This window comes from Aeromonas sp. S8(2024) (assembly GCF_041403085.1).
Classification (GTDB): Bacteria; Pseudomonadota; Gammaproteobacteria; order Enterobacterales; family Aeromonadaceae; genus Aeromonas; species Aeromonas dhakensis.
The window spans coordinates 631,423-653,747 of the sequence record NZ_JBGLRF010000003.1 but is presented as its reverse complement, the minus strand read 5'-3'; the positions used below and the strand labels follow the sequence as shown (position 1 = coordinate 653,747).

At 61.4% G+C, this 22,325-nt stretch carries 23 protein-coding genes, 1 tRNA gene and 1 riboswitch; of the genes, 13 read left to right on the top strand and 11 right to left on the bottom strand.

Annotated elements, in window-relative coordinates; all coding sequences use genetic code 11:
- Positions 1–187 precede the first annotated feature (187 nt).
- The 4 genes from ACB031_RS11830 (at position 188) to aqpZ (ending at position 3,406) form a co-directional block, all read left to right on the top strand.
- A complete protein-coding gene (locus ACB031_RS11830; RefSeq protein WP_005298645.1) occupies positions 188–574 on the top strand; it encodes a hypothetical protein in 387 nt (128 codons plus the stop codon).
- Between the two features lie 207 nt (positions 575–781).
- Positions 782–1,690, top strand: a complete 909-nt coding sequence (locus ACB031_RS11825; protein ID WP_371139615.1) for a Gfo/Idh/MocA family protein — start codon at positions 782–784, stop codon at positions 1,688–1,690.
- A gap of 185 nt (positions 1,691–1,875) precedes the next feature.
- Positions 1,876–2,397, top strand: a complete 522-nt coding sequence (gene ruvC, locus ACB031_RS11820) for a crossover junction endodeoxyribonuclease RuvC (RefSeq protein ID WP_005298649.1) — start codon at positions 1,876–1,878, stop codon at positions 2,395–2,397.
- Between the two features lie 322 nt (positions 2,398–2,719).
- Complete coding sequence (gene aqpZ / locus ACB031_RS11815) at positions 2,720–3,406, top strand: aquaporin Z (RefSeq protein WP_371139614.1); 687 nt, start codon at positions 2,720–2,722, stop codon at positions 3,404–3,406.
- Between the two features lie 123 nt (positions 3,407–3,529).
- Here the strand turns inward: aqpZ and ACB031_RS11810 are convergent, their stop codons facing one another.
- The 3 genes from ACB031_RS11810 to ACB031_RS11800 form a co-directional block, all read right to left on the bottom strand.
- Positions 3,530–4,279 carry a lytic transglycosylase domain-containing protein gene (locus ACB031_RS11810; protein ID WP_065018216.1) on the bottom strand — a complete coding sequence of 250 codons (750 nt, stop codon included), beginning with the start codon at positions 4,277–4,279 and terminating at the stop codon, positions 3,530–3,532.
- Between the two features lie 173 nt (positions 4,280–4,452).
- Complete coding sequence (locus ACB031_RS11805) at positions 4,453–5,814, bottom strand: alpha-amylase family protein (RefSeq protein WP_017785849.1); 1,362 nt, start codon at positions 5,812–5,814, stop codon at positions 4,453–4,455.
- Between the two features lie 230 nt (positions 5,815–6,044).
- Positions 6,045–7,208 carry a M23 family metallopeptidase gene (locus tag ACB031_RS11800; protein ID WP_371139613.1) on the bottom strand — a complete coding sequence of 388 codons (1,164 nt, stop codon included), beginning with the start codon at positions 7,206–7,208 and terminating at the stop codon, positions 6,045–6,047.
- Between the two features lie 428 nt (positions 7,209–7,636).
- Between ACB031_RS11800 and ACB031_RS11795 the strand changes: the two genes are divergently transcribed.
- Entirely contained in the window at positions 7,637–8,116 is a 480-nt protein-coding gene (locus ACB031_RS11795) for a GNAT family N-acetyltransferase (RefSeq protein WP_005298657.1), read from the top strand.
- Between the two features lie 4 nt (positions 8,117–8,120).
- Here ACB031_RS11795 and ACB031_RS11790 read toward each other — a convergent pair whose 3' ends face one another.
- Entirely contained in the window at positions 8,121–8,663 is a 543-nt protein-coding gene (locus tag ACB031_RS11790; RefSeq protein ID WP_005298658.1) for a DUF1439 domain-containing protein, read from the bottom strand.
- A gap of 96 nt (positions 8,664–8,759) precedes the next feature.
- Between ACB031_RS11790 and cls the strand changes: the two genes are divergently transcribed.
- On the top strand, positions 8,760–10,241 hold the full coding sequence (gene cls / locus ACB031_RS11785) for a cardiolipin synthase (RefSeq protein ID WP_005298659.1): 1,482 nt from the start codon (positions 8,760–8,762) through the stop codon (positions 10,239–10,241).
- A gap of 95 nt (positions 10,242–10,336) precedes the next feature.
- The gene (locus ACB031_RS11780) at positions 10,337–11,599 is read left to right on the top strand and encodes a DUF945 family protein (protein ID WP_371139612.1); all 1,263 of its coding nucleotides are present in this window, start codon (positions 10,337–10,339) and stop codon (positions 11,597–11,599) included.
- Between the two features lie 69 nt (positions 11,600–11,668).
- Here the strand turns inward: ACB031_RS11780 and purU are convergent, their stop codons facing one another.
- Positions 11,669–12,505: a formyltetrahydrofolate deformylase gene (gene purU / locus ACB031_RS11775; protein WP_011705222.1), complete on the bottom strand. Its 837-nt coding sequence runs from the start codon at positions 12,503–12,505 to the stop codon at positions 11,669–11,671.
- A gap of 199 nt (positions 12,506–12,704) precedes the next feature.
- A riboswitch (FMN riboswitch) is annotated at positions 12,705–12,862 on the top strand.
- Positions 12,863–12,967: 105 nt separating this feature from the next.
- Between purU and ribB the strand changes: the two genes are divergently transcribed.
- A complete protein-coding gene (gene ribB / locus ACB031_RS11770) occupies positions 12,968–13,621 on the top strand; it encodes a 3,4-dihydroxy-2-butanone-4-phosphate synthase (RefSeq protein ID WP_005298666.1) in 654 nt (217 codons plus the stop codon).
- 224 nt (positions 13,622–13,845) lie between these two features.
- Positions 13,846–14,088: an Lpp/OprI family alanine-zipper lipoprotein gene (locus ACB031_RS11765; RefSeq protein ID WP_010634682.1), complete on the top strand. Its 243-nt coding sequence runs from the start codon at positions 13,846–13,848 to the stop codon at positions 14,086–14,088.
- Between the two features lie 143 nt (positions 14,089–14,231).
- Here the strand turns inward: ACB031_RS11765 and ACB031_RS11760 are convergent, their stop codons facing one another.
- A complete protein-coding gene (locus ACB031_RS11760) occupies positions 14,232–15,080 on the bottom strand; it encodes a tetratricopeptide repeat protein (protein ID WP_019839645.1) in 849 nt (282 codons plus the stop codon).
- Positions 15,077–15,799, bottom strand: a complete 723-nt coding sequence (locus tag ACB031_RS11755; RefSeq protein WP_371139611.1) for a 4'-phosphopantetheinyl transferase superfamily protein — start codon at positions 15,797–15,799, stop codon at positions 15,077–15,079. Before ACB031_RS11755 ends, ACB031_RS11760 begins: the two co-directional genes overlap by 4 nt.
- Before the next feature lie 273 nt (positions 15,800–16,072).
- Between ACB031_RS11755 and ACB031_RS11750 the strand changes: the two genes are divergently transcribed.
- The 3 genes from ACB031_RS11750 to ACB031_RS11740 all read left to right on the top strand — a co-directional run bounded on the left by ACB031_RS11750 (position 16,073) and on the right by ACB031_RS11740 (position 18,611).
- Positions 16,073–16,561 (top strand): C40 family peptidase, encoded by a 489-nt coding sequence (locus ACB031_RS11750; protein WP_005298673.1) that lies wholly within the window; start codon positions 16,073–16,075, stop codon positions 16,559–16,561.
- Between the two features lie 151 nt (positions 16,562–16,712).
- Complete coding sequence (gene rlmF, locus ACB031_RS11745) at positions 16,713–17,657, top strand: 23S rRNA (adenine(1618)-N(6))-methyltransferase RlmF (protein WP_371139610.1); 945 nt, start codon at positions 16,713–16,715, stop codon at positions 17,655–17,657.
- Positions 17,658–17,891: 234 nt separating this feature from the next.
- Positions 17,892–18,611, top strand: coding sequence for a MaoC family dehydratase (locus tag ACB031_RS11740; RefSeq protein ID WP_371139609.1), 720 nt, complete (start codon positions 17,892–17,894; stop codon positions 18,609–18,611).
- A gap of 93 nt (positions 18,612–18,704) precedes the next feature.
- On the opposite strand, the gene ACB031_RS11735 is transcribed toward ACB031_RS11740, so the two are convergent.
- Both ACB031_RS11735 and ACB031_RS11730 read right to left on the bottom strand, forming a co-directional pair.
- Positions 18,705–19,700, bottom strand: a complete 996-nt coding sequence (locus tag ACB031_RS11735; RefSeq protein WP_017788508.1) for a DUF481 domain-containing protein — start codon at positions 19,698–19,700, stop codon at positions 18,705–18,707.
- Positions 19,701–19,727: 27 nt separating this feature from the next.
- Positions 19,728–20,645 carry a L,D-transpeptidase family protein gene (locus ACB031_RS11730; RefSeq protein WP_017766557.1) on the bottom strand — a complete coding sequence of 306 codons (918 nt, stop codon included), beginning with the start codon at positions 20,643–20,645 and terminating at the stop codon, positions 19,728–19,730.
- A 417-nt stretch (positions 20,646–21,062) separates the two neighbouring features.
- On the opposite strand from ACB031_RS11730, the gene ACB031_RS11725 reads away from it, so the two are divergent.
- A tRNA-Ser gene (locus tag ACB031_RS11725) sits at positions 21,063–21,152 on the top strand.
- A 245-nt stretch (positions 21,153–21,397) separates the two neighbouring features.
- Here the strand turns inward: ACB031_RS11725 and ACB031_RS11720 are convergent.
- Positions 21,398–21,724 (bottom strand): hypothetical protein, encoded by a 327-nt coding sequence (locus ACB031_RS11720; RefSeq protein ID WP_258120137.1) that lies wholly within the window; start codon positions 21,722–21,724, stop codon positions 21,398–21,400.
- A 108-nt stretch (positions 21,725–21,832) separates the two neighbouring features.
- Positions 21,833–22,219, bottom strand: coding sequence for a hypothetical protein (locus ACB031_RS11715; protein ID WP_371139608.1), 387 nt, complete (start codon positions 22,217–22,219; stop codon positions 21,833–21,835).
- Between the last annotated feature and the right edge of the window lie 106 nt (positions 22,220–22,325).

Sequence of the window (22,325 nt, the reverse complement as noted above, 5' to 3'; positions counted from 1 at the left end):
GTCCTGTTGATTGAATAGTGATTGAATAACGAGGTGCCGGGTGTGAAGATGCGCGCCACTCGCGACACGAGCCTGCTCGGCGAGAGATATCAAAAAAGCGACAGCGGTGATGGCGGCGGCGAGCGTCGCGGTCAACACTGCGGCAAAACCGGGCCGGGATGGCCCGCCATCTGTGAGTTCAGACCCCATGAAAAAACTGTTTCTGTTGTTGCCCGCGCTGGCGCTGACGGCCTGTGCCGGCAGCATGACCTCTGTTGACAAGACCAGCCCGCAAGGGCGCAAAGTGGTGGTGGGCCAATTCCCGCCCAAGCCGGAGAACTTGTGCACCCTCAAGCACAACGAAGAGCTCCCGATGAACCTGCTGGAGCGCTATAGCAGCGCAGGACTGCTCAACTCCTATCTGAACAACAACCAGGAGAGCGTCAAGGTGGCCGACGAGAAACAGGCCAACTATGTCCACGTCTATATTCCCGCCCGTAAAATGCTGTTCGGGGTGATCGACCTTAACTACAACGACAAGCCGCGGGTCACCTACTACGACTGCCAGTCCCTCAAAGGGCTGTCACGGGGCTGATCCTCGCAGGCCGATCCGGCGTGTAATGCAAGCAACAGATGCAGAAACAGGGGCGACCGGCGGGTCGCCCCTGTTGCTTTTGGCGCCGCCGATGGAGGGGAGAGGAGGGGAGTGCTACTCTGTCCGCCAGTTTGCATTGACCGGTTGGCGCAGGCGTTCGCCAGCGCTGACCCTGCCCACGCGTGCCTGATAAAACAAGGAGTTGTCATGCGCATTGCCCTCGTAGGTCTTGGTGATATTGCCCAGAAAGCCTATCTGCCGCTGCTGGCCAGTGACGAGCGAGTCACCCCGCTGCTCTGTACCCGCAATTCGGCGGTATTGGAGAAGCTGGCCCGCCAGTACCGGATCGCCGAGCACTTCACCGAGCTGGGTGACCTGTTGGCAAGCCGCCCGGATGCGGTGATGATCCACGCTGCCACCGCGGTGCACCTGGAACTGGCCGCCCAATGCCTGCGCGCCGGCATCCCCACCTTTGTCGACAAGCCGCTATGCGACACGTTTGCTGGGGTAGAGAGCCTCGCCAATCTTGCCTTGGCGCAGAACTGCCCGCTGTTTGTGGGCTTCAACCGCCGCTATCTGCCCGCCATGAGTGAAGCCCGCGGCCAGCCACTCACCGAGCTCAACTGGCAAAAGCACCGCCATGCCCTGGCGGGGACGCCGCGCTCGTTTCTGTTCGACGACTTTATCCATGTGCTAGACAGCCTCTGTTACTACGGCGGCACACCTGATGGGGATCTGCATGCGGTGCTGCGACGCTGTACCCGCCAGCCGGCGCTGCTGGCCGGGGTGAGCGTGGCCTGGCAGAGCGGGCAGGTGGCGGTGAGCGGCAGCATGAATCGCAGCGCTGGCATTACCGAGGAGCGTATCGACGCCTATGGCGACAACCTCTCCCTGCATATCGAGAACTGCACCCGGGGCACGATGGCCCGCGATAAAACCGTGCAGAGCCTGGCCCCCGACGACTGGCAGCCGGTGCTGGCGAGCCGGGGCTTTGTCGCCATGCTGGCCCACTGGTATCAGCAGATTGAGGCGGGCCGCGCCGACGTAGCGCTGATAGAGAGCTACCTGCACAGCCACCGGCTGGCGGAGCAACTGGTGGCCCTGGCGGGGGAGTGAGGGTGAGCGCCGCGCCGGTTTGCTCGGACCATGGACAGGGGGCGGGCGAAAAAATCGCCGGACCACTGTATGAGATGGCGCATCCCTGCGCAGTCGGCAGGGGAGGGCACCCGCCGGGCGAGCCAAGCGCTGGCTTGTTTGCTATCTTGGCGAGCAGAAACGGCCTTCAGAGCAGCAGCGAGTCTATGAGCATTATTTTGGGGATAGATCCGGGTTCACGCATCACCGGTTACGGGGTCATTCGCATCGTGGCGGGCAAGGCGGAGTACCTGGGCTCGGGCTGCATCCGCACCGACCTGGGGGAGCTGCCGTCGCGCCTCAAGCAGGTCTATGACGGAGTGAGCGAGATCATCACCCAGTTCAAGCCGGACGAGTTCGCCATCGAGCGGGTCTTTATGGCCCGTAATGCCGATTCGGCTTTGAAGCTGGGTCAGGCTCGCGGCAGCGCCATCGTGGCGGCGGTCAATGCCCTGCTGCCGGTGAGCGAATACTCGGCGACCCAGATCAAGCAGGCGGTGGTGGGCACCGGCGGCGCCGCCAAGGAGCAGGTGCAGCACATGGTGACCCACCTGCTCAAGCTCTCGGCCACCCCGCAGGCGGATGCGGCGGATGCCCTCGGGGTGGCGCTCTGCCACTTCCATACCCGCCAGATCCTGATCAAGATGGCCGGACGCAGCACGGGATCGGTGCGCGGTCGCTACCGCTGAACCGCGCATGCCGCTGTGATAGCGGCGCTATCGGGCAACCGGGCATGCACCGGTTGCCACCTCTGGCAGCGGCGACTGTCGGCAGAAGCCTCAAAAGGGTCACTTTCTGTCGCACCTCCTCTCCACCGAGAAGGGCTGCCTGATCGGTCGCTAACGACAATCCTCTCAGTTAATCAACGGCTTGTGATGCATGTCACGTTTTATGGCCATTCCCCCCTCCCTTCGCATGCCCGATCCTGACTCCCATAATATGCGCCGGCCGCGTGGTGCGGCCCGGTGAGCCTTGGGCTCCCGCTTCATCCATCATTGGGAGAGTCGAGAAGTGAAACCTTTTGCAGCTGAATTCATGGGCACCTTCTGGCTGGTGCTGGGGGGCTGCGGCAGCGCCGTGCTGGCTGCCGCCTTTCCAAACGTCGGCATCGGCCTGCTCGGCGTGGCGCTGGCCTTCGGCCTGACCGTGCTGACCATGGCTTACGCCATCGGCCATATCTCGGGCTGTCACCTGAACCCGGCCGTGACCATCGGGCTCTGGGCCGGCGGTCGTTTTCCGGCCTCCGGCGTGCTGCCCTACATGGTCGCTCAGGTGCTGGGCGGGATTGCCGCTGCGGCTGTGCTCTATCTGATTGCCAGCGGTCAGGCCGGTTTTGACCTGGCGGCGGGCTTTGCCTCCAACGGCTATGGCGAGCACTCCCCGGGCGGCTACAGCATGCTGGCGGCGCTGGTGTGCGAAGTGGTGATGACAGCTTTCTTCCTGTTCGTCATCATGGGCGCCACCGACAGCCGGGCCCCGGCCGGGTTTGCCCCCATCGCCATTGGCCTGTGCCTGACCCTCATTCACCTCATCAGCATTCCGGTAACCAATACCTCGGTCAACCCGGCGCGCAGCACGGGTGTGGCCTTCTTCGTGGGGGACTGGGCACTGAGCCAGCTGTGGCTGTTTTGGGTTGCGCCCATCGTCGGTGCCATTCTGGGTGCATTGGCCTATCGCGCGATCGCGACCAAAGCCTGATCCGTCAGGGCAACAAAGTGTGGTATCGACACGCCCCCGGGCGTGTTTTTTCGTTTCTGGCGGGTACAAAAACGGGCCGCAAGGGCCCGCAGGGTTGCTTGGTCATCGGCAAGAGGAGAGGGGCTACAACCCCTTGGCGCTCAGCATGTCCTTGTAGCGCTGGCGCAGCAGTTGTACCCGCTCCACATAGGCGCGGGTTTCTGCGTAAGGGGGTATGCCCCCATGCTTTTGCACCGCGCCGGCACCGGCGTTGTAGGCCGCGGTGGCCAGTGCCACGTTGCCACCATACTGCTTGAGCAGCCCCGCCAGGTATTTCACCCCGCCGAAGATGTTCTGCTCCGCCAGCATGGCATTGCCCACCCCCAGCTCCCGCGCCGTGGCGGGCATCAGCTGGGTCAGTCCCATGGCTCCCTTGCGGGATACGGCGAGGGGGTTGAAGGCGGACTCGGCGTGGATCAGTGCCCGGATGAGGGCCGGCTCCACCTGATAGGCCTTGGCCGCCGCCTGGATGGTGCTGGCGTAGTCATAGAGAAACAGGCCGGTGGTATGCCAGTTGACCTTGGAGTCGGGGTCGCAGGCGTAGCAGTCGTTGAACAACAGCAGCTCGTAGCGGCCCTGATCCGGCATCACGTCCGAGTAGCGCACCACGCCGTTTTTCTGCACCGACTTGTAGACCTGGATCTGGCGGGTACCGGGCGGCAGCGGGGGGCTGGCCGGCTCGGGCGGTGGCAGCACCCCCGGAGTGCGCATGGTGACGGGGGGCGCCGCGGGGGGCGGGGCCGGCGGCTCGGCGGTGAGGATCACCACCTCGGCCGGGGCGGGTGTCTGGCTCCAGCCGGGCGGGGAGAACAGCGGGATCAATCCCATCAACATCCATGCTTTCAACGGCTTGCTCCTTCAGCCTCGTTAGCCTTGTTGAGTAAAGCATCACGGCGCGGGCAGAACAAGCCCACGCAGGCCGAGGTGTGGCCGCGGCTCACCATTTTGTGTGCGGCAAAAAAAAAAGCGAGGCCGCCCAGTGGCGGCCTCGCACGGCAGTTGCCAGTTTACTCCTGCAGCCAGAGGCGGGCGCTGCGGGCGGGAATGGCGACCCGGACCCATTGGCTCTGCACGTTGACCACGGCGCTCTGGTCGAGCACGTCCCGGTAGTTGCGATACCAGTTCATTTCGAACTTGGCGGTATCGAGCCAGTACTCCTGCTCGTAGTCGCACTTGTTGATACCGACCAGCCCCTGCTTGCCGCGCTTGAACAGCACGAAGCAGTCGCCGCTGCCGACCAGCTGCATGGGTTGGCCCTGCACCGCGTTGTGGAAGCGGATCATCCCCTTGATGTCACTGCGCAGGTAGTAGTCCTGCCAGCGCAGCCCGTCCTTGGCCTGGGTCTCGCCGTGATCCGAATAGACCAGCGGCGAGCCGCCGTCGCGACCAAGCAGGTAGGCGTAGGCCAGCTTCTCGTCGGTCGGGTTCAGGATCTGGTAGCGAAAGCCGTCGTTGGTGGGAATGTCGTGGGTGATGGCGAAGGTGACCGCCCGGCTGCCCGGCAGGGCCTGGCCGTAGGCACCGGGATCCGCCAGCAGGTTCATGCTGCCACCATAGCCGAGCGCCCCGCGCAGGGAGGCGAACAGCGGGAAGTCATAGGCACCCTGGCCGCTGCTGTCGAGGTAGGGCTTGAGGAAGCGCTCGTAGTCGTTGCTGCCGGCGCCGCCGGTGGTGATCACCTCGCCGAACACGTGCATCCCCTGCTTTATCTCCGGGGTGAACACGGCATTGATCTGGTAATCGCTCATGTGCTTGACCGCATCGACCCGAAAGCCCTTGATGCCCATCCCCTTGAGCGCCTTGAGGTAGGCCTGCTGCTGGCTTACCACCCAGTTGTTGGGGTCGAGATCCGGCAGCCCCTTGTCGCCGGCGCCGCCGCACAGCCGCCAGAACTGCACGTTACCCGGATCGTTCCAGTCGCTGATGCACCCTTCCGGATGGAAGTCCTGGCCGGCCAGGAAGTTCTGGCCCAGATCGCCAAACAGCTTCTGCCGCTCGAAGTAGCCTGGGTTGGCGGCATAGCTTTGCAGCAGCTCGCTGCCGGGGTAGTTGAGATCGCTGCGCTTCCAGCTCTCGTTGGCCATGTGGTTGAGCACCACGTCCGCGTAGACAGCGATGCCCCGCGCCTGCATGGCGGCGATCAGCTGCTCGAGATCCTGCTTGTTGCCAAGGGGTGTATCGATGAGGCGCAGATCCTGGGGTTGGTAGCGGGCCCACCACTCGTTGCCCGATGACTTGAGGGGCGGCGAGATGAGCACCTGTTTGTAGCCGGCAGCCTTGATGAGATCGGCCTTGGCGGTGACTTCACTGTATTTCCAGTTGAAGGCGTGCAGTATGACGTCGGCGTGTGCCAAAGGAGCGATCAGCATGCCTGCTATCGCCCAGATTCCCGCTGTGTGTTTCATTATTGTCAGTCCTTTTATTGGGTGCCCTGATGGGCACCCAGAGCCTCACACCAGCCTGGCTGGCCGGCAATCGCCTGACGGTGATTTTGTGAGCACTTTCAAAGCGGACTGTGCGGATCTGTGACGGCTTGCAAAAAACCGCACAGATCTCATCATTACTGATTTTTCAATCACTTATCGGGCTGTATTGCAACTCAGTCGACCCCGTTGTTGTAGAGCGGCTGCCAGGCACAGTAGCGCTGGCCATTGCGCTGGTTGTAGAGCCAGAAGCGGTTGCAGTTGTCGTCGTAGTTGCTGGCGCCGACGTTGATGGCATAGCTGCTCAGCTTCTGTCCCTGCAGGGACTGGAACACCCCGTTGTAGAGCAAGGAGAAGTGCAGGTGCGGGCCGGTGGAGGAGCCGCCCTCGCACAGCGCCTCGTTGCGGTTGCTGGCATAGGTGCCGATGGGGGTGTCGGCGGCCACGTAGTCGCCGCTGCGCACCGAGATCCCGCTCATGTGGTAGTAGTTGGTGGCCCAGCCATTGGGGGCGGTGACTCGCACCTGGCAGCGGGAGAAGACGGTGACGGTGCCGCTGTTGGCGGCGGTGACCGTGTAGGTGGCACCGCCCCAGCCTGGCCAGTCGTAGGAGACGTCGATGGAGGAGTAGGGGTAGCCGGAGCCGGTATGGGAGTGGGCGCCGTTGGCCTTCCAGCTGTAGCCCTGGCGCCAGGGCAGCTGGAACTGACCGCCGGCCAGCGGTGCCGCGGGCGCGGCCGCGCCGCCCCCGGGGGAGGTCATGGCATCCTGGCCGAACAGGGTTCGCCACTGCTCACCAAGCTGCTGCTGCACTGGCGTGCTCAGCAGGCTGGCGAGGGCGGCCTGGTGCGCGGCTTGCGGCGCCAGGGCGGGGGCGCGGCGCGGGGTGAGCTGCAGCTGGGCGCGGGCTTGGTAGAAGCGCTCGGAGAGCTGGCGCGCCATCAGCTCCAGCTGATTGTCAAAGCCCCTGGCTTTCACCAGCTTGGCGAATGGCGCCGTCATGGCTTGATCGGAGGGGGCCGAGATGAGCTGGCTGCTCGTCTCCATCAGGGCCAGCAGCAGCTGGGGGTTGAGGCTGGTGATGCCGCTCCAGTGCAGGATCACCTCCTCCTTGGGTAGCAGGTGAGGCGCCTGTTGCAGCAGGAAATCGTGCAGATCGAACGCCATGGCAGCCTCGCCGAACACGAAGTGGGCCTCATCCAGGGGGAGTGCCGGGGCTTGGCCGGCGGCAAGCTGCTGCGCCGTGAAGTGATAGGGGGCAAGCGGGACATGGATGTCGCCGGCCCAGCCGGCGGCGGGCAGCAGGGCCAGCAGCAACAGGGAGGGGATCGGTCTGGACATGATAGCTCCTTGGCAAAGTGGTGAGGTGTCGGTGTGGGGATGACCCCACGCAGGCAACAACAGCGCGATGCTATGCCAAGGCTTCACCATAGGGCGAAACGGTGAAGTTGCTATTCGAATGGGGCTTTTTGTGTAGGGCGATGACGAGAATGACTTGTTAATAAATGTTTACATGATCTGTTTGTAGAGCTAAATCAGTGAGTTGCGGGTCATCAAATGGCGAGCTGCCGTAAAGGGTCAGGAGAAGGGACAAACAGTGTCTGCCTCTGGTTTGCCGTGCTAGGATTGCGGTTTGCCGCCGCGCCGGCAGCATGTTAAAAAGTATGCAACTTGGTGTGGTTATTGGCTTTTTTGTTACTAAAAGCCGTGATATCTTCATGCTGGTCGGATCTCTTCGACCAACAACTTTTGTGCGAGGATCTGGCCGGATGGCCAGGGATGAAACGAGTGTGATAGGCAAACGGGCGATGGAACTCACGTTCGAAGAGTACTGCGATGCGGATCTCTCCCTGATCAGGGACTACTACGAAACCACTTTCTCCCACTACGTGCCGGATCTGGCCGAGCGGATCTTCGTGGTACGCGACGCCCACTGGCTGGTGGGGGCCGTGCGCCTGCGCGACGAACAGGATTACTACCACCTCTGCGGCTTTCGCCTGCTGCCCCACTACCAGTCGCTGGGGCTGGGTTCTCGTCTGTTGCAACACGCCTGCAGCGATCTGCTGGACAAGCCGGTGATCTGCCAGGCCTTGCCGTTCGAAAAACCCTTCTACCTCAAGGCCGGCTTTGCCGACCTGCCCCTGCACGAGCTGGAGGGGCCGCTCTTCTCCCTTTATGACCAGCAGCGTGAACAGGGATATCAGATCGAGCTGCTGGTGCGCCAGGCCAAGGCCCCGGTCTACAACTGATCCCTTACTGGGGCTTGGTCAGCAGGTGGATCTTGCCCGGTGACAGCTCCAGCCCCAGCAGATTCTCCTTCAGCCAGGCCTGATTCGGATCCTTGGCATCGAGCCGGTAGACCGGTTGGGTCTCCAGCCGCTTCTCCATGCTCTGCAGCAGCATGCCGAGCATGAAGCCGAACTTCTGTTGCGCCGCCTCAGGCTCCAGCTTGTATTCAATCAACTTCATGTTGTCGAGGAACAGGGCGCTCTGTGCCTTGTCGTAGCGTGGCCTCGCCTCGTAGGCCATGTTCAGCCGGGCGTCGTATTCGGTGTTGTCCGGCAGGGCGATCTTGAGCTTGCCCTTGCCGTAGACCCGGGCGGTGTCCGGGCTCTGACGCCCGATCTGCACGTCGCTCTGCTCGAGCTGCACATGGGCCTTGATGATGCCGGGCAGCTCCAGCTGTTTGTTCACTTGCACCTGGGATTGCAGGTACTGGTTTATCTGTTGCTCATTGATGTCATATGAGCCTTGACCTAGCATGGCCAGACTGAGCAGCATAGATGACAGGATCATGCTAACGACCTGATTGAATGGGTGTGTCTTACAGCATACCATCCTGCTTTCGTGGGATCTGCCCACCGCTTTCACCCCTGTGTAAAAGGAGTTCTCGTGATCAACGGTCTGGAGCACGACATCCAACTGCTGTTTTCCCAGTTCCTGGGCTGGTTGCTGCTGCTGTTTCACACCGTGATCGTGGCGGGGGTCTCATTGCGGGTGGTGATGAAGCGACGCCCCATCGGGGTCTCGCTCGCCTGGCTCGCCCTCATCTATGCCATCCCCTTTGCCGGGGTCGGCTTCTACGTGCTGTTTGGCGAAATTCGCCTCGGCCGGCGGCGCGCCGAGCGGGCCCAGGCCATGTACCGCCCTTACGCCATCTGGATCCGCCAGCTGGCCCGGCTCTTCCCCCAGCACTGCTGCGAGGTGGGGGAGAAGGCCCAGCCGTTGCATGATCTGATCCAGGGTCGGCTGGCCATGCCCATGCTCTCCGGCAACCGGATGACGCTGCTCAGCAAGCCGGAAGCCATCCTGCGCGAGATAGTGCGCGACATCCGCCAATCCTCCCAGTCCTGCTACCTGGAGTTCTATATCTGGCACCCGGGCGGCGACACCGACGAGGTGTGTGAAGCCTTGATGGAAGTGGCGGCGCGCGGCGTGGATTGTCGCTTGCTGCTCGATTCCATGGGCAGCAAGACTTTCTTCCGCTCGCCCTGGCCGAAGAAGCTGCGCAAGGCGGGGGTCAAGCTGGTGGAGGTGCTGCCGGTCGGTGCCTGGCGCATCCCGTTCCAGCGTCAGGATTTGCGGATGCACCGCAAGCTGGTGGTGATCGACGACCGGGTCGGTTACACCGGCTCCATGAACATGGTGGATCCCCGCTTCTTCAAGCAGAACGCCGGGGTCGGCCAGTGGGTCGACATCATGATCCGGGTGCAGGGCCCCATGGTGCCGCTGATGTGGTCCATCTTCGTCTGGGACTGGGAGATGGAGACCGGCGAGCGGCTGCTCGACAGCCTGCAGCACGAGCCGGAGGCCTGGCCCCAGAGCAACTACCGGGCCCAGCTCATCCCGTCCGGCCCCTTCGTCGGCGGCGACTGCATCCAGCAGAGCCTGCTGCTGGCCATCTACCAGGCCCGCCACCATCTGGTGCTGACTACGCCCTACTTCGTGCCGGACGATCCGCTGGCGGCAGCGCTCTCCTCGGCGGCGGCCCGCGGCGTGCAGGTGCAGCTGGTGCTGCCGGCGCGCAACGACTCCATCATGGCCAATTACGCCTGCAATGCCTTCATGGAGGAGTTGCTGGAGGCGGGGGTGGAGATCTACCGCTACGACGCCGGCCTGCTGCACACCAAGAGCGTGCTGGTGGATGACGACTTCGCCCTGGTGGGGACGGTCAACCTGGATCGGCGCAGCCTCTGGCTCAACTTCGAGGTGACCCTGCTCATCGACAATCCGGTGTTCGTCGCCGAGATGACCCAGCTGGTGCAGGGCTACATGGTGGAGGCGACGCCCATGTCGCTGGCCAAGTGGCGGGCACGCCCCTGGTACAAGAAGGCCATGGAGAACATGTTCTATCTGTTCAGCCCCTTGTTGTGACATCACTTAATTGTGGTCGGCGCCGAATTGCGCTTGCCTCCCCCCGAACTTGCCCCGTAGAGTGCGGCAATCACTCCCTGGAGAACGGAATAAAGATGAAGAAGCGAGTAGCGCTGGCCGTCACGGCGGCCTTGGTGGTGGGTGGGCTGGGTGCCTGCTGGTACACGGGCAATGCGTTCGACCGCATCATGGCCGAGCAGATCGCCAAGGTGAAGCAGGAGAGCGGCATCGAGTTGAGCTGGCAGCCGGGTTCGAGCAACCTGTTCACCCGCGACGGCGTACTGAAGATGGTGATCACCCCGCAGACCCTGGCCAGCCTGGATGGTCAGCTGGAGGGGAGCGAGCCGGTCGAGGTGCAGTTCATCGTCGACAGCCGCATCCTGCCGCTCTACATCAAGAGCAACATGCTGCTCGACACCAGGCAAGGTTCGCTGGCGCCCGTGTTCGGCGCCTTCAAGATGGAGCAGTGGCAGTTTGGTATCGAGTCGGTCAGCAGCCTGTGGACCTCCAGCAACAGCAGCCGCTTCTGGGCCAACGAGTTCAAGGTCAAGCAGGGGCTCGACGAGTTCAGCTTCCTGCCGATGAAGGGTGACTATCACGGTGATCTGGAAGGCAATGGCCACCTTACCTTCCACTGGCAGGGGATGACCCTGCACGAAGAGCAGAACAAGATGGACATGGTGCTGGCCGAGCTCAAGGGCAGCGCCGACATGGCCGAGATCCGCGGGATCTGGCTCTCTCCCCGCAGCGACATGACCCTCTCCGCGCTGTCGGTACAGCTGCCGGACAACGTCAAGTTCTCCCTGCAGGGGCTGACCTCCGAGACCCAGCTGGCTGGGGATGATGCCCAGACCCTCTCTAGCAGCTACCAGATGAAGGTGGATACCCTCAATCTGGAGAACGAGGCCGACAACCTGGCGCTGACCCAGAGCAAGCTGGCCCTCAATCTGAAGGGGCTGGATCTGGAAGGCTATCAGGCGCTGCAGGCCTCCAGCGGCCAGGGCGTGGAAGAGGAGGCTATTCAGCAGGCGCTGGACAAGATGCTCAAGCGTGGTGCCACGCTGGAGCTGGTGGACTTGAGCTCCCATCTCAACGGCGAGCCGGTGGCCATGAAGGGAGATATCAAGCTGGCAAGCACCTCGCTCGAGCAGCTGTTCAACAGCGAAGAGGGGATGCACGCCCTCTCCGGCCTGCTGCACGCCAACCTGAGCGGCAAGCTGGGCAAGGCGGTGCCGCAACTGGCACCCATGCTGGACCAGTTCGCGGCCATGGGGTATCTCAAGGCGGACAAGGAGCAGCTGACGGCCGAGATCAAGCTCGACAAGGGCGCCACGACCATCAACGATCTGTCGCTCTGATTGACGTCGCGTCAGTGCACATGGAACAAAGGCTCCCGCGGGAGCCTTTGTCGTTTTCGGTGGCTGGAGTTACTTGAACACCACCGTCTTGTTGCCGTAGACGAACACCCGCTCGTTCAGCACCAGCTCCAGCGCCCGGCTCAGCACGGACTTCTCCACGTCGCGGCCGGCCTTGGCCATGTCGTCGGCACTGAAGGTGTGATCGACGTGGATCACGTCCTGCTCGACGATGGGGCCCTCATCCAGATCGTCGGTGACGAAGTGGGCGGTGGCGCCGATCAGCTTGACCCCGCGATCGAAGGCCTGTCGATAGGGGCGGGCACCGATGAAGGCGGGCAGGAAGGAGTGGTGGATGTTGATGATCTTGCGCGGATAGGCCTCGACGAAACTCGGGGTCAGCACCCGCATGTACTTGGCCAGCACCACGTAGTCGGGCTGGTAGCCGTCGATGATGGCGCGCACCTGCTCTTCATGCTCGGTGCGGCTCAGATCCTCGTGGCTGACGGTGTGGAACGGAATGTCGAACTTGCCGGTCAACTCGGCGAGGGTGTCGTAGTTGCCGATCACCGCGACGATGTCCATGTCCAGCGCACCGGCGTAGTTTTTCATCAGGATGTCGCCGAGGCAGTGGGTCTCTTTGGTCACCAGGATGACGATGCGCTTCTTGCCGGCCTTGACCAGCCGGCGCTGGGCACCGGCGGGCAGGGCATCATCGAGGTCGGCCAGCAGGGTCTCGTCGTTGAAGCGCCCCTCCAGCTCGGTGCGCATGAAGAAGCGGCCGTTTTCGTGATCCACGAACTCGTCGTTCTTGTTGATGTTGAGCTGGTGCTTATAGCAGATGTTGGTGATCTTGGCGATGAGGCCCTTGGCGTCCGGGCAGTCCGTCAGCAGTATTTTCTTTTCCATCTCTGTCATGATTCCGTTGGTGTTGTTGGCGCCTGAGTCTGCGCAGGCCGCGCGTTTTTTCTGGCACTATGCCACAAACAAAATCAGAAAGGACAGCGCGCCGTGCATCCGGGCGATCCGTGCCCCGGAGCAGGCATGCTATTCATCCTTGATGGGTTTTGTGCTGGTATCCGGCGCCGTTTTTCTTTAGGCTGTCTGCGCTTATTCTCAGGGCGGGGTGAAATTCCCCACCGGCGGTATCCCGATCTGACTCGGGGAGCCCGCGAGCGCCCGACCCGGTATTGCACCGGGACGGGGTCAGCAGATCCGGTGAGATGCCGGAGCCGACGGTCACAGTCCGGATGAAAGAGGATAAGACAGACTATTGCAGGCAAGCCCCCCGCGGGCCGGCCGCCGCATGCCTATCTCTGTCTGCCTTTCCATGCCCTGATTCTGGTCCTTGTCTTGTTTAGGAGTCTTACCATGAATCAGTCTCTTCTCAGTGAATTTGGTGATCCCATTGCCCGTGTCGAAGCGGCGCTGGCAGCTCTGCGTGCCGGCCGCGGCGTGCTGGTGGCCGACGATGAAGATCGGGAGAACGAAGGGGATCTCATCTTCGCCGCCGAATCCATGACCAATGAACAGATGGCCATGATGATCCGCGAGTGCTCCGGCATCGTCTGCCTCTGCCTGACCGATGAGCGGGTACGCCAGCTCGAACTGCCGATGATGGTGGAGGCCAACTCCAGCCACTATCAGACCGCCTTCACCGTGACCATCGAGGCGGCGCAGGGGGTGACCACCGGCGTCTCGGCGGCCGATCGTATCACCACCATCCGGGCCGCCATCGCCGACGGTGCCAGACCCTCCGACCTGCACCGCCCGGGCCACGTCTTCCCGCTGCGGGCCCGCACTGGCGGGGTGTTGACCCGCCGCGGCCACACCGAAGCCACGGTCGATCTGATGCAGCTCGCCGGGCTCAAACCCTTCGGTGTGTTGTGCGAATTGACCAAGGAAGATGGCTCCATGGCCCGCTTGCCGGATCTGGTGGCATTTGGCCGCCGCCATGACATGCCGGTGCTGACCATCGAGGATCTGGTGCAGTATCGTCAGTTGCTGTCAGAACGTTCAGCCTGAGCCTCATACGAAATTGTAATAAGTACAAAATTTGGTTACGCTTTGTGCGAACCTCATCCAGTGACCCTTATTTTTGACTGAACTTTGCACAAAAAGTGTACGTTTAAAAAAAAATGAGGGTTTTAATGCATTTATCTGTGATGGGGCCTATCCAAACTATGATTTTTTTGTGCCATAATCACGCCGCTTGCTAAACGTCTGGCGAGTTAAAGGGAGCTTTTAAAATGAAAAAAATGTTGTTGGTAGGTGTTGTTGGTCTGTCCGCTCTGCTGGGCGGTTGTGCAAACACCAGCGAACTGGAAACTTCCGTTCAGAATCTGTCTAACAAAGTTGACCAACTGGCTCAAGATGTTAGCGCTGTTCGTGCTGATCAGTCCAAGATCGCTGCTGATGTTGCAGAAGCCAAGCAAGAAGCTATGCGTGCTAACCAGCGCATCGACAACATGGCTACTTCCTACAAGAAGTAATCCATGCGAAAAAAATGGCGCAGTTATGCGCCATTTTTTTTTGCCTGAAATTCATCAAATTCCCGCATTTTCCTCGCTGATCCCCGCCTGACAAGGCAATGCCGATCGCTCGGCATCACCCCGTTGTTCATCTTCGTTTCAAGTCAGTAGAGCAGGCTGTAGAGCTTGCGACGGTAACCCTGTGCCGCCGGGTTGGATCCCATGGTGGTCAGGATGTCGAGATAGGTCTTCTTGGCATCGCCGAAGGCGAGATCCCGCTTGAGGATGGTGAACAGCAGCGCCAGCGCCTCTTCCTGGCGGCCGGCCTGACTGTATTGTACCGCCAGCTCCTGGGCCAGGGCAAAGTTGTCAGGCTCCTGCTGGTGACGGGCTTCCAGCGCCCGCAGCTCCGGACTGTCCGCGGCCTGTTGGGCCAGCGCCAGACGGGAGACAAGCGTCTGATAGTGGTCATCCTGGGCGATCATCGGGATCTTGCCGAGCAGCTCCTGTGCCTCATCCAGCAGATTGAGATCGAGTGCCGCCTGGGTCAACCACAGACTGATGTCGTGGCGATCCGGTGCCAGCTGATGGGCCTTGCCGAAGTGGCCATAGGCCACGCTCGTCTGGCCGTCCGCCAGTGCCTGTTGCCCCTGTTCGAGCAGCAGCTCCTCCTCCTTGGGGGCGAAGGCGGCGAAATAGCCGCGCAGGGTGGCCTCGTCCTGCGGGCCTTCCAGAATGGCCTGCTCGTCAGGGCGGCCCTGATGGAACAGCACCAGCGCCGGCAGGGCGCGCAGACCGAGCTGACCGGCCAGCGGTTGCAGCTGCGGATCGTTCATGTCGACCTTGGCCAGGGTCACCTGGGGATTGGCCGGGCCGACCAGCGCCTCCACCTGCGGGGTCATGGCCTGACACTCCGGCATCTGGGGGGCGTGGAAATAGATGACGATCGGCTTTTTCATGGAAGCATCGATCAGGGCGGCTTGGAAATTCTGGGGATTGATGTCGACGATCATGAGGCTGACTCTTGGAAAATGGTGTGAGTTAACATGGGGTTGATGGGCACAGAATTCAAGCTGCCATCGAGCAGCCAGCCATTGACGGCCAGGGTTGGTGCGGCCAGGCTGAGCCAGCCCTGGCCGATGGCCCAATCCTGCACCCGGTAATCCTGTTCATCGAGCTGGTTGTCGAGCCGCCACTCTTCCTCAGGCACGAAACGCACCTTGTCGAGGCCGGCGGCGATGCCGGTGCCGTGGGCTTTCAGCACCGCCTCCTTGCGCGACCAGAGCCGATAGAAGGCCGACTCTTGCTCCGCCTCGGGCAGGGCGAGCAACCACTCATATTCACTGCGTGCATAAAAGCGGCGTGCCAGCGGCAGAGTCTGGCGGCGGCGCTGACCCATCTCGATATCGACCCCGAGCGGGCCGGCGGCGCAGAGGGCGATCACCAGCCAATCCCCGCTGTGACTGAGGTTGAACTGCCAGCGCCCGTCGCCCAGCACAGGTTTGCCGTGCGGGGTGCTGGCAAATTGCAGTGCATCGGGGTTGCACTGCAGCCGCTCGGCCAGCAGCCGTCGCAGCAGCCCGCGGCTGAGCAGGTACTCCTGGCGGCGCAACGGCTGGCTTATGGCCTGCCATGCCTGCCGTTCGGCGGGGGAGAGCAGGGTTTGCAGCAGAGTCAGCTGCTCGGCGTCGACCTTTGCCGGTTTTAACAAATAGAGATCCACAGAAATCATAATTTTTCACTTTAAAAGAGCGGCGAAACAGCGATAAAAGTCAGTTTAATCCGGTGGACGGCCTCTTTCGAGATTGTATATTGTTTGGCCACGATCACATTAATCAGGAAAAATAATGCATTTCCTTGCAGAAATGTGAGGTCGATAGGGATTTTCGCTTGCCTCGATAGAATTCTTGGATATAGTCGGGTGCTGTTGCCTTATAAATTGCCCGTTCGGGCCGTATTTTAACAAGTTTTACTATTTTGCGGGGATAAAGGATTGCGCTACCTGATGCTACTGCTGGTCGCGCTCGGAATGGTGGGTTGTGCCTCGGCACCCCAGCCCGAGGTCGCGAGCAAGATCGAAGTTTCCATGATGGAACCCGTAATTGAACCGGAAGCTTCACAAACCCCAGATGTAAACGAAATCCTGACTGTATACAAAGAGTGGCGCGGCGTTCCTTACCGCATGGGAGGCAGCAGCCAGCGCGGCATTGATTGTTCCGCCTTTGCCCGTGAAGTGTTCCGCAACGCCGTCGGCATCGAACTTCCCCGTGATACCCGCTCCCAGGTCCATGAAGGCACCCGAGTCTCCAAGCAGGATCTGGTCGAAGGTGACCTGGTCTTCTTCAAAATCAATCGCCGCCTCAATCACGTCGGCATCTATGTGGGCAATGGCGAGTTCATCCACGCCTCCACCCGGGCCGGGGTAACCCGCTCCAAGCTCGACAGCTCTTACTGGCGCAGCAAGTTCTGGCAGGCACGCCGGATCGACATCTGAGTCAGGCTGGACAAACGGCTCGCAGTACGGACTGTTTTTCCAACCTCACTTGAACCGGGCTCCCGTAGCCCGGTTTTTTATGGCCGCGATTTAGACTTTCGGGTGCCGAATCACTATAGTGTGGGCCCGTTTTTTCCCCGGCAGACCCAGCATGAAGACCCGTTCAGACCATAAATCCGGATTGCACCCGCGCAATCGCCACCAGGCTCCCTACGACTTTGCCGCGCTCTGCCTGCGTACTCCCGAGCTGCAGCCCTTCGTCTTCGTCAATCCCTACGGCGCCAGCACCATCGACTTTGCCGACCCCGCCGCCGTCAAGGCGCTGAACAAGGCCCTGCTGGCGCTGCATTACGGTATCCAGCACTGGGATCTGCCGGCCGGCTATCTCTGTCCGCCCATTCCCGGGCGGGTGGACTATCTGCACAGAGTGGCCGACCTGCTGGCCGAGAGCGCGGGCAAGGTGCCGACCGGCAAGGGCGTGCGGGTGCTGGATGTCGGGGTGGGGGCGAACTGTATCTACCCCCTGCTGGGCGCCCGCGAATATGGCTGGCGCTTCGTCGGCTCCGACATCGATCCGGTGTCGGTCAAGGCTGCCTCTCTGCTGGCCAACAGCAACGGGCTGGGCTGCCAGATCGAGTGCCGCCTGCAGGGCAGGGCCGGTGACATCTTTCAGGGCATAGTGGCGCCGCGCGAGCGTTTCGCGCTGACCCTCTGCAACCCTCCCTTTCACGCGTCGCTGGCGGAGGCGAGCAAGGGGACGGAGCGCAAGCTGCGCAATCTGGGCAAGGAGGTCAAGGACAAGCCGGTGCTCAACTTCGGCGGCCAGAAGGCCGAGCTCTGGTGCGAAGGGGGAGAGGCCGCCTTTCTGGCCACGATGATCAACCAGAGCCGGGCCTTTGCCGAACAGAGCCTCTGGTTCAGCTCATTGGTATCGAAAAAGGAGAATCTACCGGCGGCGAAGAAGGCGCTGACTCGTATCGGGGCTCGTCAGGTGCGGGTGCTCGAGATGGCGCAGGGCAACAAGGTGAGCCGGGTGCTGGCCTGGACCTTCTTCGATGAGGCAGGGTGCCGCGAGTGGTGGTCAGCAGAGCGCTGATCTCCACACAGCCCCGTGACCGGGCCTTTTTCATCTCAATGCCAACATGAACGGACAAAAAACAGGCAATCGTTTTCTTCGTTGGTTCATCATGCTGTTATGTAGCTATCCTGTAGTGATTTTTGCCTTGGTACAGCTGTACGCCGAGATTTTTTTGCACTTTCAGCTGTAACTTTAATAAAATAGGACTGGTTAGACCTCTTTACAGGCTTTGAATCGAATAGGGATCGGTACATGAAAGTTGTCGATTTTCTGAAGCGCAAGCGCGAAATTCTGGCGCAGCACCCCTTTGAGCTCAAGGATTGGCTCTCTCCGGCTATCCGCGACTACTGGCGTGAGTTTCAGCAAAAGGCACACCTCCACCCTCTGCTGGGGCGAGTGCTGGATTTGCAGGGCGACAGCCAGTCCATGCAGCAGCAGCAGGGCGCGGCCCAGGCCGTCAACGGCCAGCCCGTGCCACCGCAAGAGTCGATCATCGAACTCGACGGTGAGGCGGCGACCCTGTTTGCCACCTTGCAGGCGAGCATCGGTGAAGAGACCCACGTGGGCGAATGGTTGCATGTCAGCCAGCAGATGATCGATCTGTTTGCCGCCGTGACCGGGGATCATCAGTGGATCCACACCAACCCCGAGCGTGCCGCCGCCGAGTCTCCATTCAAGACCACCATTGCTCACGGCTTCCTGACCCTGGCCCTGCTGCCGCAGCTGACCGGCTCGGTGGACGAGGCCAATCCGGAGTTTCCGACCGCCCGCATGGTGGTGAACTTCGGTCTGGATCAGGTCCGTTTCCCGTACCCCATCAAGGTGGACAGCAACATCCGCGCGCGCACCAAGCTGGCTCGGGTCACCCCGATCAAGGGCGGGTTGGAGCTGCTCAAGGAGATCAAGGTGGAGATCGAGGGTGTGCGTCGCCCCGGCTGCGTCATCGAGTCTGTCACCCGACTCTACTTCTAGGCCGCGGCTCACCCCCAGCCTTGCCAAAAATCAGGCCCACCTAGGTGGGCCTGATTTTTTTGTGGCTGCTGGGTCATCGGTGATCGGCCTGGCTCAGAAACTGGCTCCCAGAGTGAGCAGATGGCGCCACTCTCTGCCGTTATTCAGCTCTAAGCCCGGGATATTGATACGATTATCTTCCCAGTCGAGCTCGCTTGACCAGGAGAGGCGCAGGTGATCGTTGAAGTAGTAGCGCATCCCCAGGCTGCCCTGCACCGCCTGCTCCCGGGTGAAATAGGGTGAGGGTTGGTCCAGATAGCGCTTGTAGCCGCCCTTGCTGAACAGCTCCAGTTGCTCCGACCAGAGCGCAACGGGTTGACGATAATCCCAGCCAAGGCCCAGCAGGGGATAGTTGATGATCCTGTCGTTGAACAGGCCGATGATAAAGAGGGTGTTGATGTCATCCGGTCTGAAGTAGGAGCGCTCCAGCCCGGCTTGGCCGATCAGCTCCAGCCGCCGCCGCTTGTCGTTCCAGAACCGGTAACCAGGGCCGGTCACATAACCCACATCCATGTATTCGGGGTTCAGCATCTGGTATTGAAAGTCGATGGCTGATCGTAAAAACCAGCGCTGGTCGAAGAAGAAGTCCAGCATGGGTTTGAGTCGATACTCGTGGCTGTTGGTGACGTTGTTGGCGGTCTCGTAGATGTACTCCCCGTCCAGCGTATAACGCCAGTCGAGGTTGGCCACCTCGGTGGATGCCTTCAGGTTGACGTTGTTGGTCTTCTTGTCGCTGTGCTTGAGCTTGACGTTCAGATCGCCGCTGCCGCTCCACAGCCAGGCTTTCGGGTCATCCGGCGTCAGGGCGAGCAGGGTAATGCCGCTCTTGACGGTTGGTTTCGGCTTGTCCTGCTTCTCGATGCGCCAGCGCTTGACCGCCTCGCGCTTGACGGTGACGGGCTCACTGTAAGGGAGCGCGATGCGCACCTCCTCGTCACCTATCTCCTCTATGGTGCCGGTCAGCCGGTCACCGTTGTCCATCCAGAGGATGTCGGCCAGAGCCGCCGGGCTCAGCAGCAGGGCAAGCAGGCAAAAAACGCGGTAGCTCATGAAGATCCTCGTGAACATGGTTGGCTATCAGCCGCTGACGGGACGGGGAATGCCGTTCTTGCTGTTGAGCACACTGGCGGCCTTGTCCCCGTCGACTTCCGGCCTGGCGATGAAGGCCTGTGCCTCGGCGGAGAGGATCAGCGGGGCGCCCTGCTCCAGCTCCAGTTCGGTGCGAGAGAGGGGAGAGTGAACCTCCAGCCAGTGGCGGCCATCCGGCTCGATGGCGGTCTTGACCGGCTGGTTGATCACCCGCACCTGAGTGCCGACGGGGACAATCTTGAACAGGGCCTCGATGTCGTCAGGGCGCAGTCGAATGCAGCCGGCACTGACCCGCAGGCCGACGCCGAAATCCTTGTTGGTGCCGTGGATGAGATAGTCCCGCTTGCCATAGCCAAGGCGCATGGCGAACTTGCCGAGGGGGTTGTCGGGGCCGGGCGGCACGACCGCCGGCAGGGTGATCCCTTTTTGTTCCAGCCAGGATTTGCGCACCATGGGGCCGGGCACCCAGGTCGGATTGGGGTTCTTGGCAATGATGGTGGTGGTCATTTCGGGGGTCTCCCGCCCTATGTCACCGATGCCGATGGGCAGCACCATCACCTCGTTCTTGCCCTTGGGGAAATAGTAGAGGCGCAGCTCCGGCAGATTGATCACTATGCCTTCGCGGGGCACGTCCGGCAGCAGCATTTGGGTCGGCAGAGTCAGCCGGGTGCCCGGTTTGGGCAAATAGGGGTCGACCCCCGGATTGGCTTCCAGCAGCGCCAAAAAACCAATCTGGGTGTGCTTGCCGATGAGCTCGAGATGTTCATCTGGCTGGACTATGTAGTCCTCCAGCTCGCCGATCAGGCGGCTGCCTGCCGGGGGCAGTGGATAGGTGGTAGCCAGGGCCGGAGCCGTCAGCAGGCTGGCGGTCAGCGCCAGCAATGAGAGGGTTCGTGCGATGAACATGTACTTCCTGTCTGATTGGATGAGGGGCCGCACCGCGACCTCCTAGGAAAAAGGGGGAAATTGTCAGTCAAATGCGCGTCGATTGCCAGCCTGGCCGACTAGGGTTGCAGCCGGGTCCCTGCACGGCAATCCGTCATGTTGACCCTGTCTTGCCTGTTTTTAATGCAAAGCCAAGCCATCTGCAATGAGCAGAGGAACGCTGACGGGAGAGGGGGTGGCGGTTCAGCGCCATCGAATGCACGAGATGCAATGCAGGGGGCTGATCGCCCTGGCTTGGGCACCAATGCCGGGAGCGACAGGCTCGGACGCCTGCTTGCCAGACATGCACTCACTTGCTGGTTTTGTGTGCAGTCGTTTGATCTTTAAAGAGATTCAAGTTGATTTCCAGAGGCTGCTCCGGTAACAATGAAGCCCCGTGGAGAGATGCCGGAGTGGCCGAACGGGATTGACTCGAAATCAATTGTGGCAGCAATGCCACCCAGGGTTCGAATCCCTGTCTCTCCGCCATTTTCAAGGCCCAACCTGTCTGACAGGTTGGGCTTTTTCATTTTGTGATTTTTATAGTACGCCATTAGAAGGTGCTCCCGAACCCCGCCCCTGGTTCATAGACTGTTGCCTCCCTGCACCTCTGTCCGCCTCCACTGCGTCCATGTTGGCAATGGAGGAAGCCGTCAGACCGATGCTGAGACAGAGTCCCAGCAGGGCCAGCGTTGCTGGCATCCTGACATTGGGATGGTGAAAGTCCACCTGGGTCAGATAGCAGAGTGCGGCCGCAGAGATTGCCAGCGATGAGCTGGCGACGGTGCGCAGGCTACAGAGGTTGAAGAGGTAACCGCGTTCGGGCCGCCCACGGCGGCTGCGGCCATGATGGGGATGATGAACATGCCGGCTTGTAGTGGCGTGTTGCCCAGCACGTATTGCAGCTCCTGCGCCAGGGTCAGCTCGACCCCCGCCAGGGCGCCGAGGATAAGCAGCAGCGCCTGGCCCAATCCCCAGCTACCCGACGTCGTCCGTTCGATTGGCGGCAATAGGATGAATACCAGCGGCGCAACCAACAGCATGACCGGGACATAGATCAAAAAGGTCGATCCCCGTCAGTAGTGGGCCAGCCGCACTCCAGCGATCAACGGTCCGAGAACCGCCCCGCAGCCCTAACCATTGCCCACTGGCCCAGCGCAATGGCACGCTCATTTTCCTCTTGGAAGGTGCGACGTATGGTGCCCAGCACGCAGGGCATGATCATCGCGCCCACCAGGGCCAGCAGCCCCTGTGCATTGGTGAGCATGGCTGGCGTCGGCGCAAAGGTGGCCAGCAGGGAAGCCATCCCGAAGATGGCAAGCCCGGTCGGTGAGCAGCACACGCCGGTTGCCGATACGATCCGCCAGAGTGCCCATGGCCACCAGCAGTCCCGGCATCAGCAGCGGATAGATGTCGATGATCCACAGTACCTCGGTAGCGGATGCACCGAGGGCCTGGGTCAGCGAAGGTACGGCAATGTGCAATATGGTCATGTCGATGACTACCGGCAAGAAGGCCAGGAGGACCAGCCAGCGGCGTTGAGTGTCAGAAAACATGGCGTGGCTCCTCCGTAATGGTGGGTGAATGAGGGCTGGCAACGCAGACCTCAACCAGAGCTGTCTGGCGGCCCTCGTTCAGGCCGCACAACAGGCTCAGGGGGCA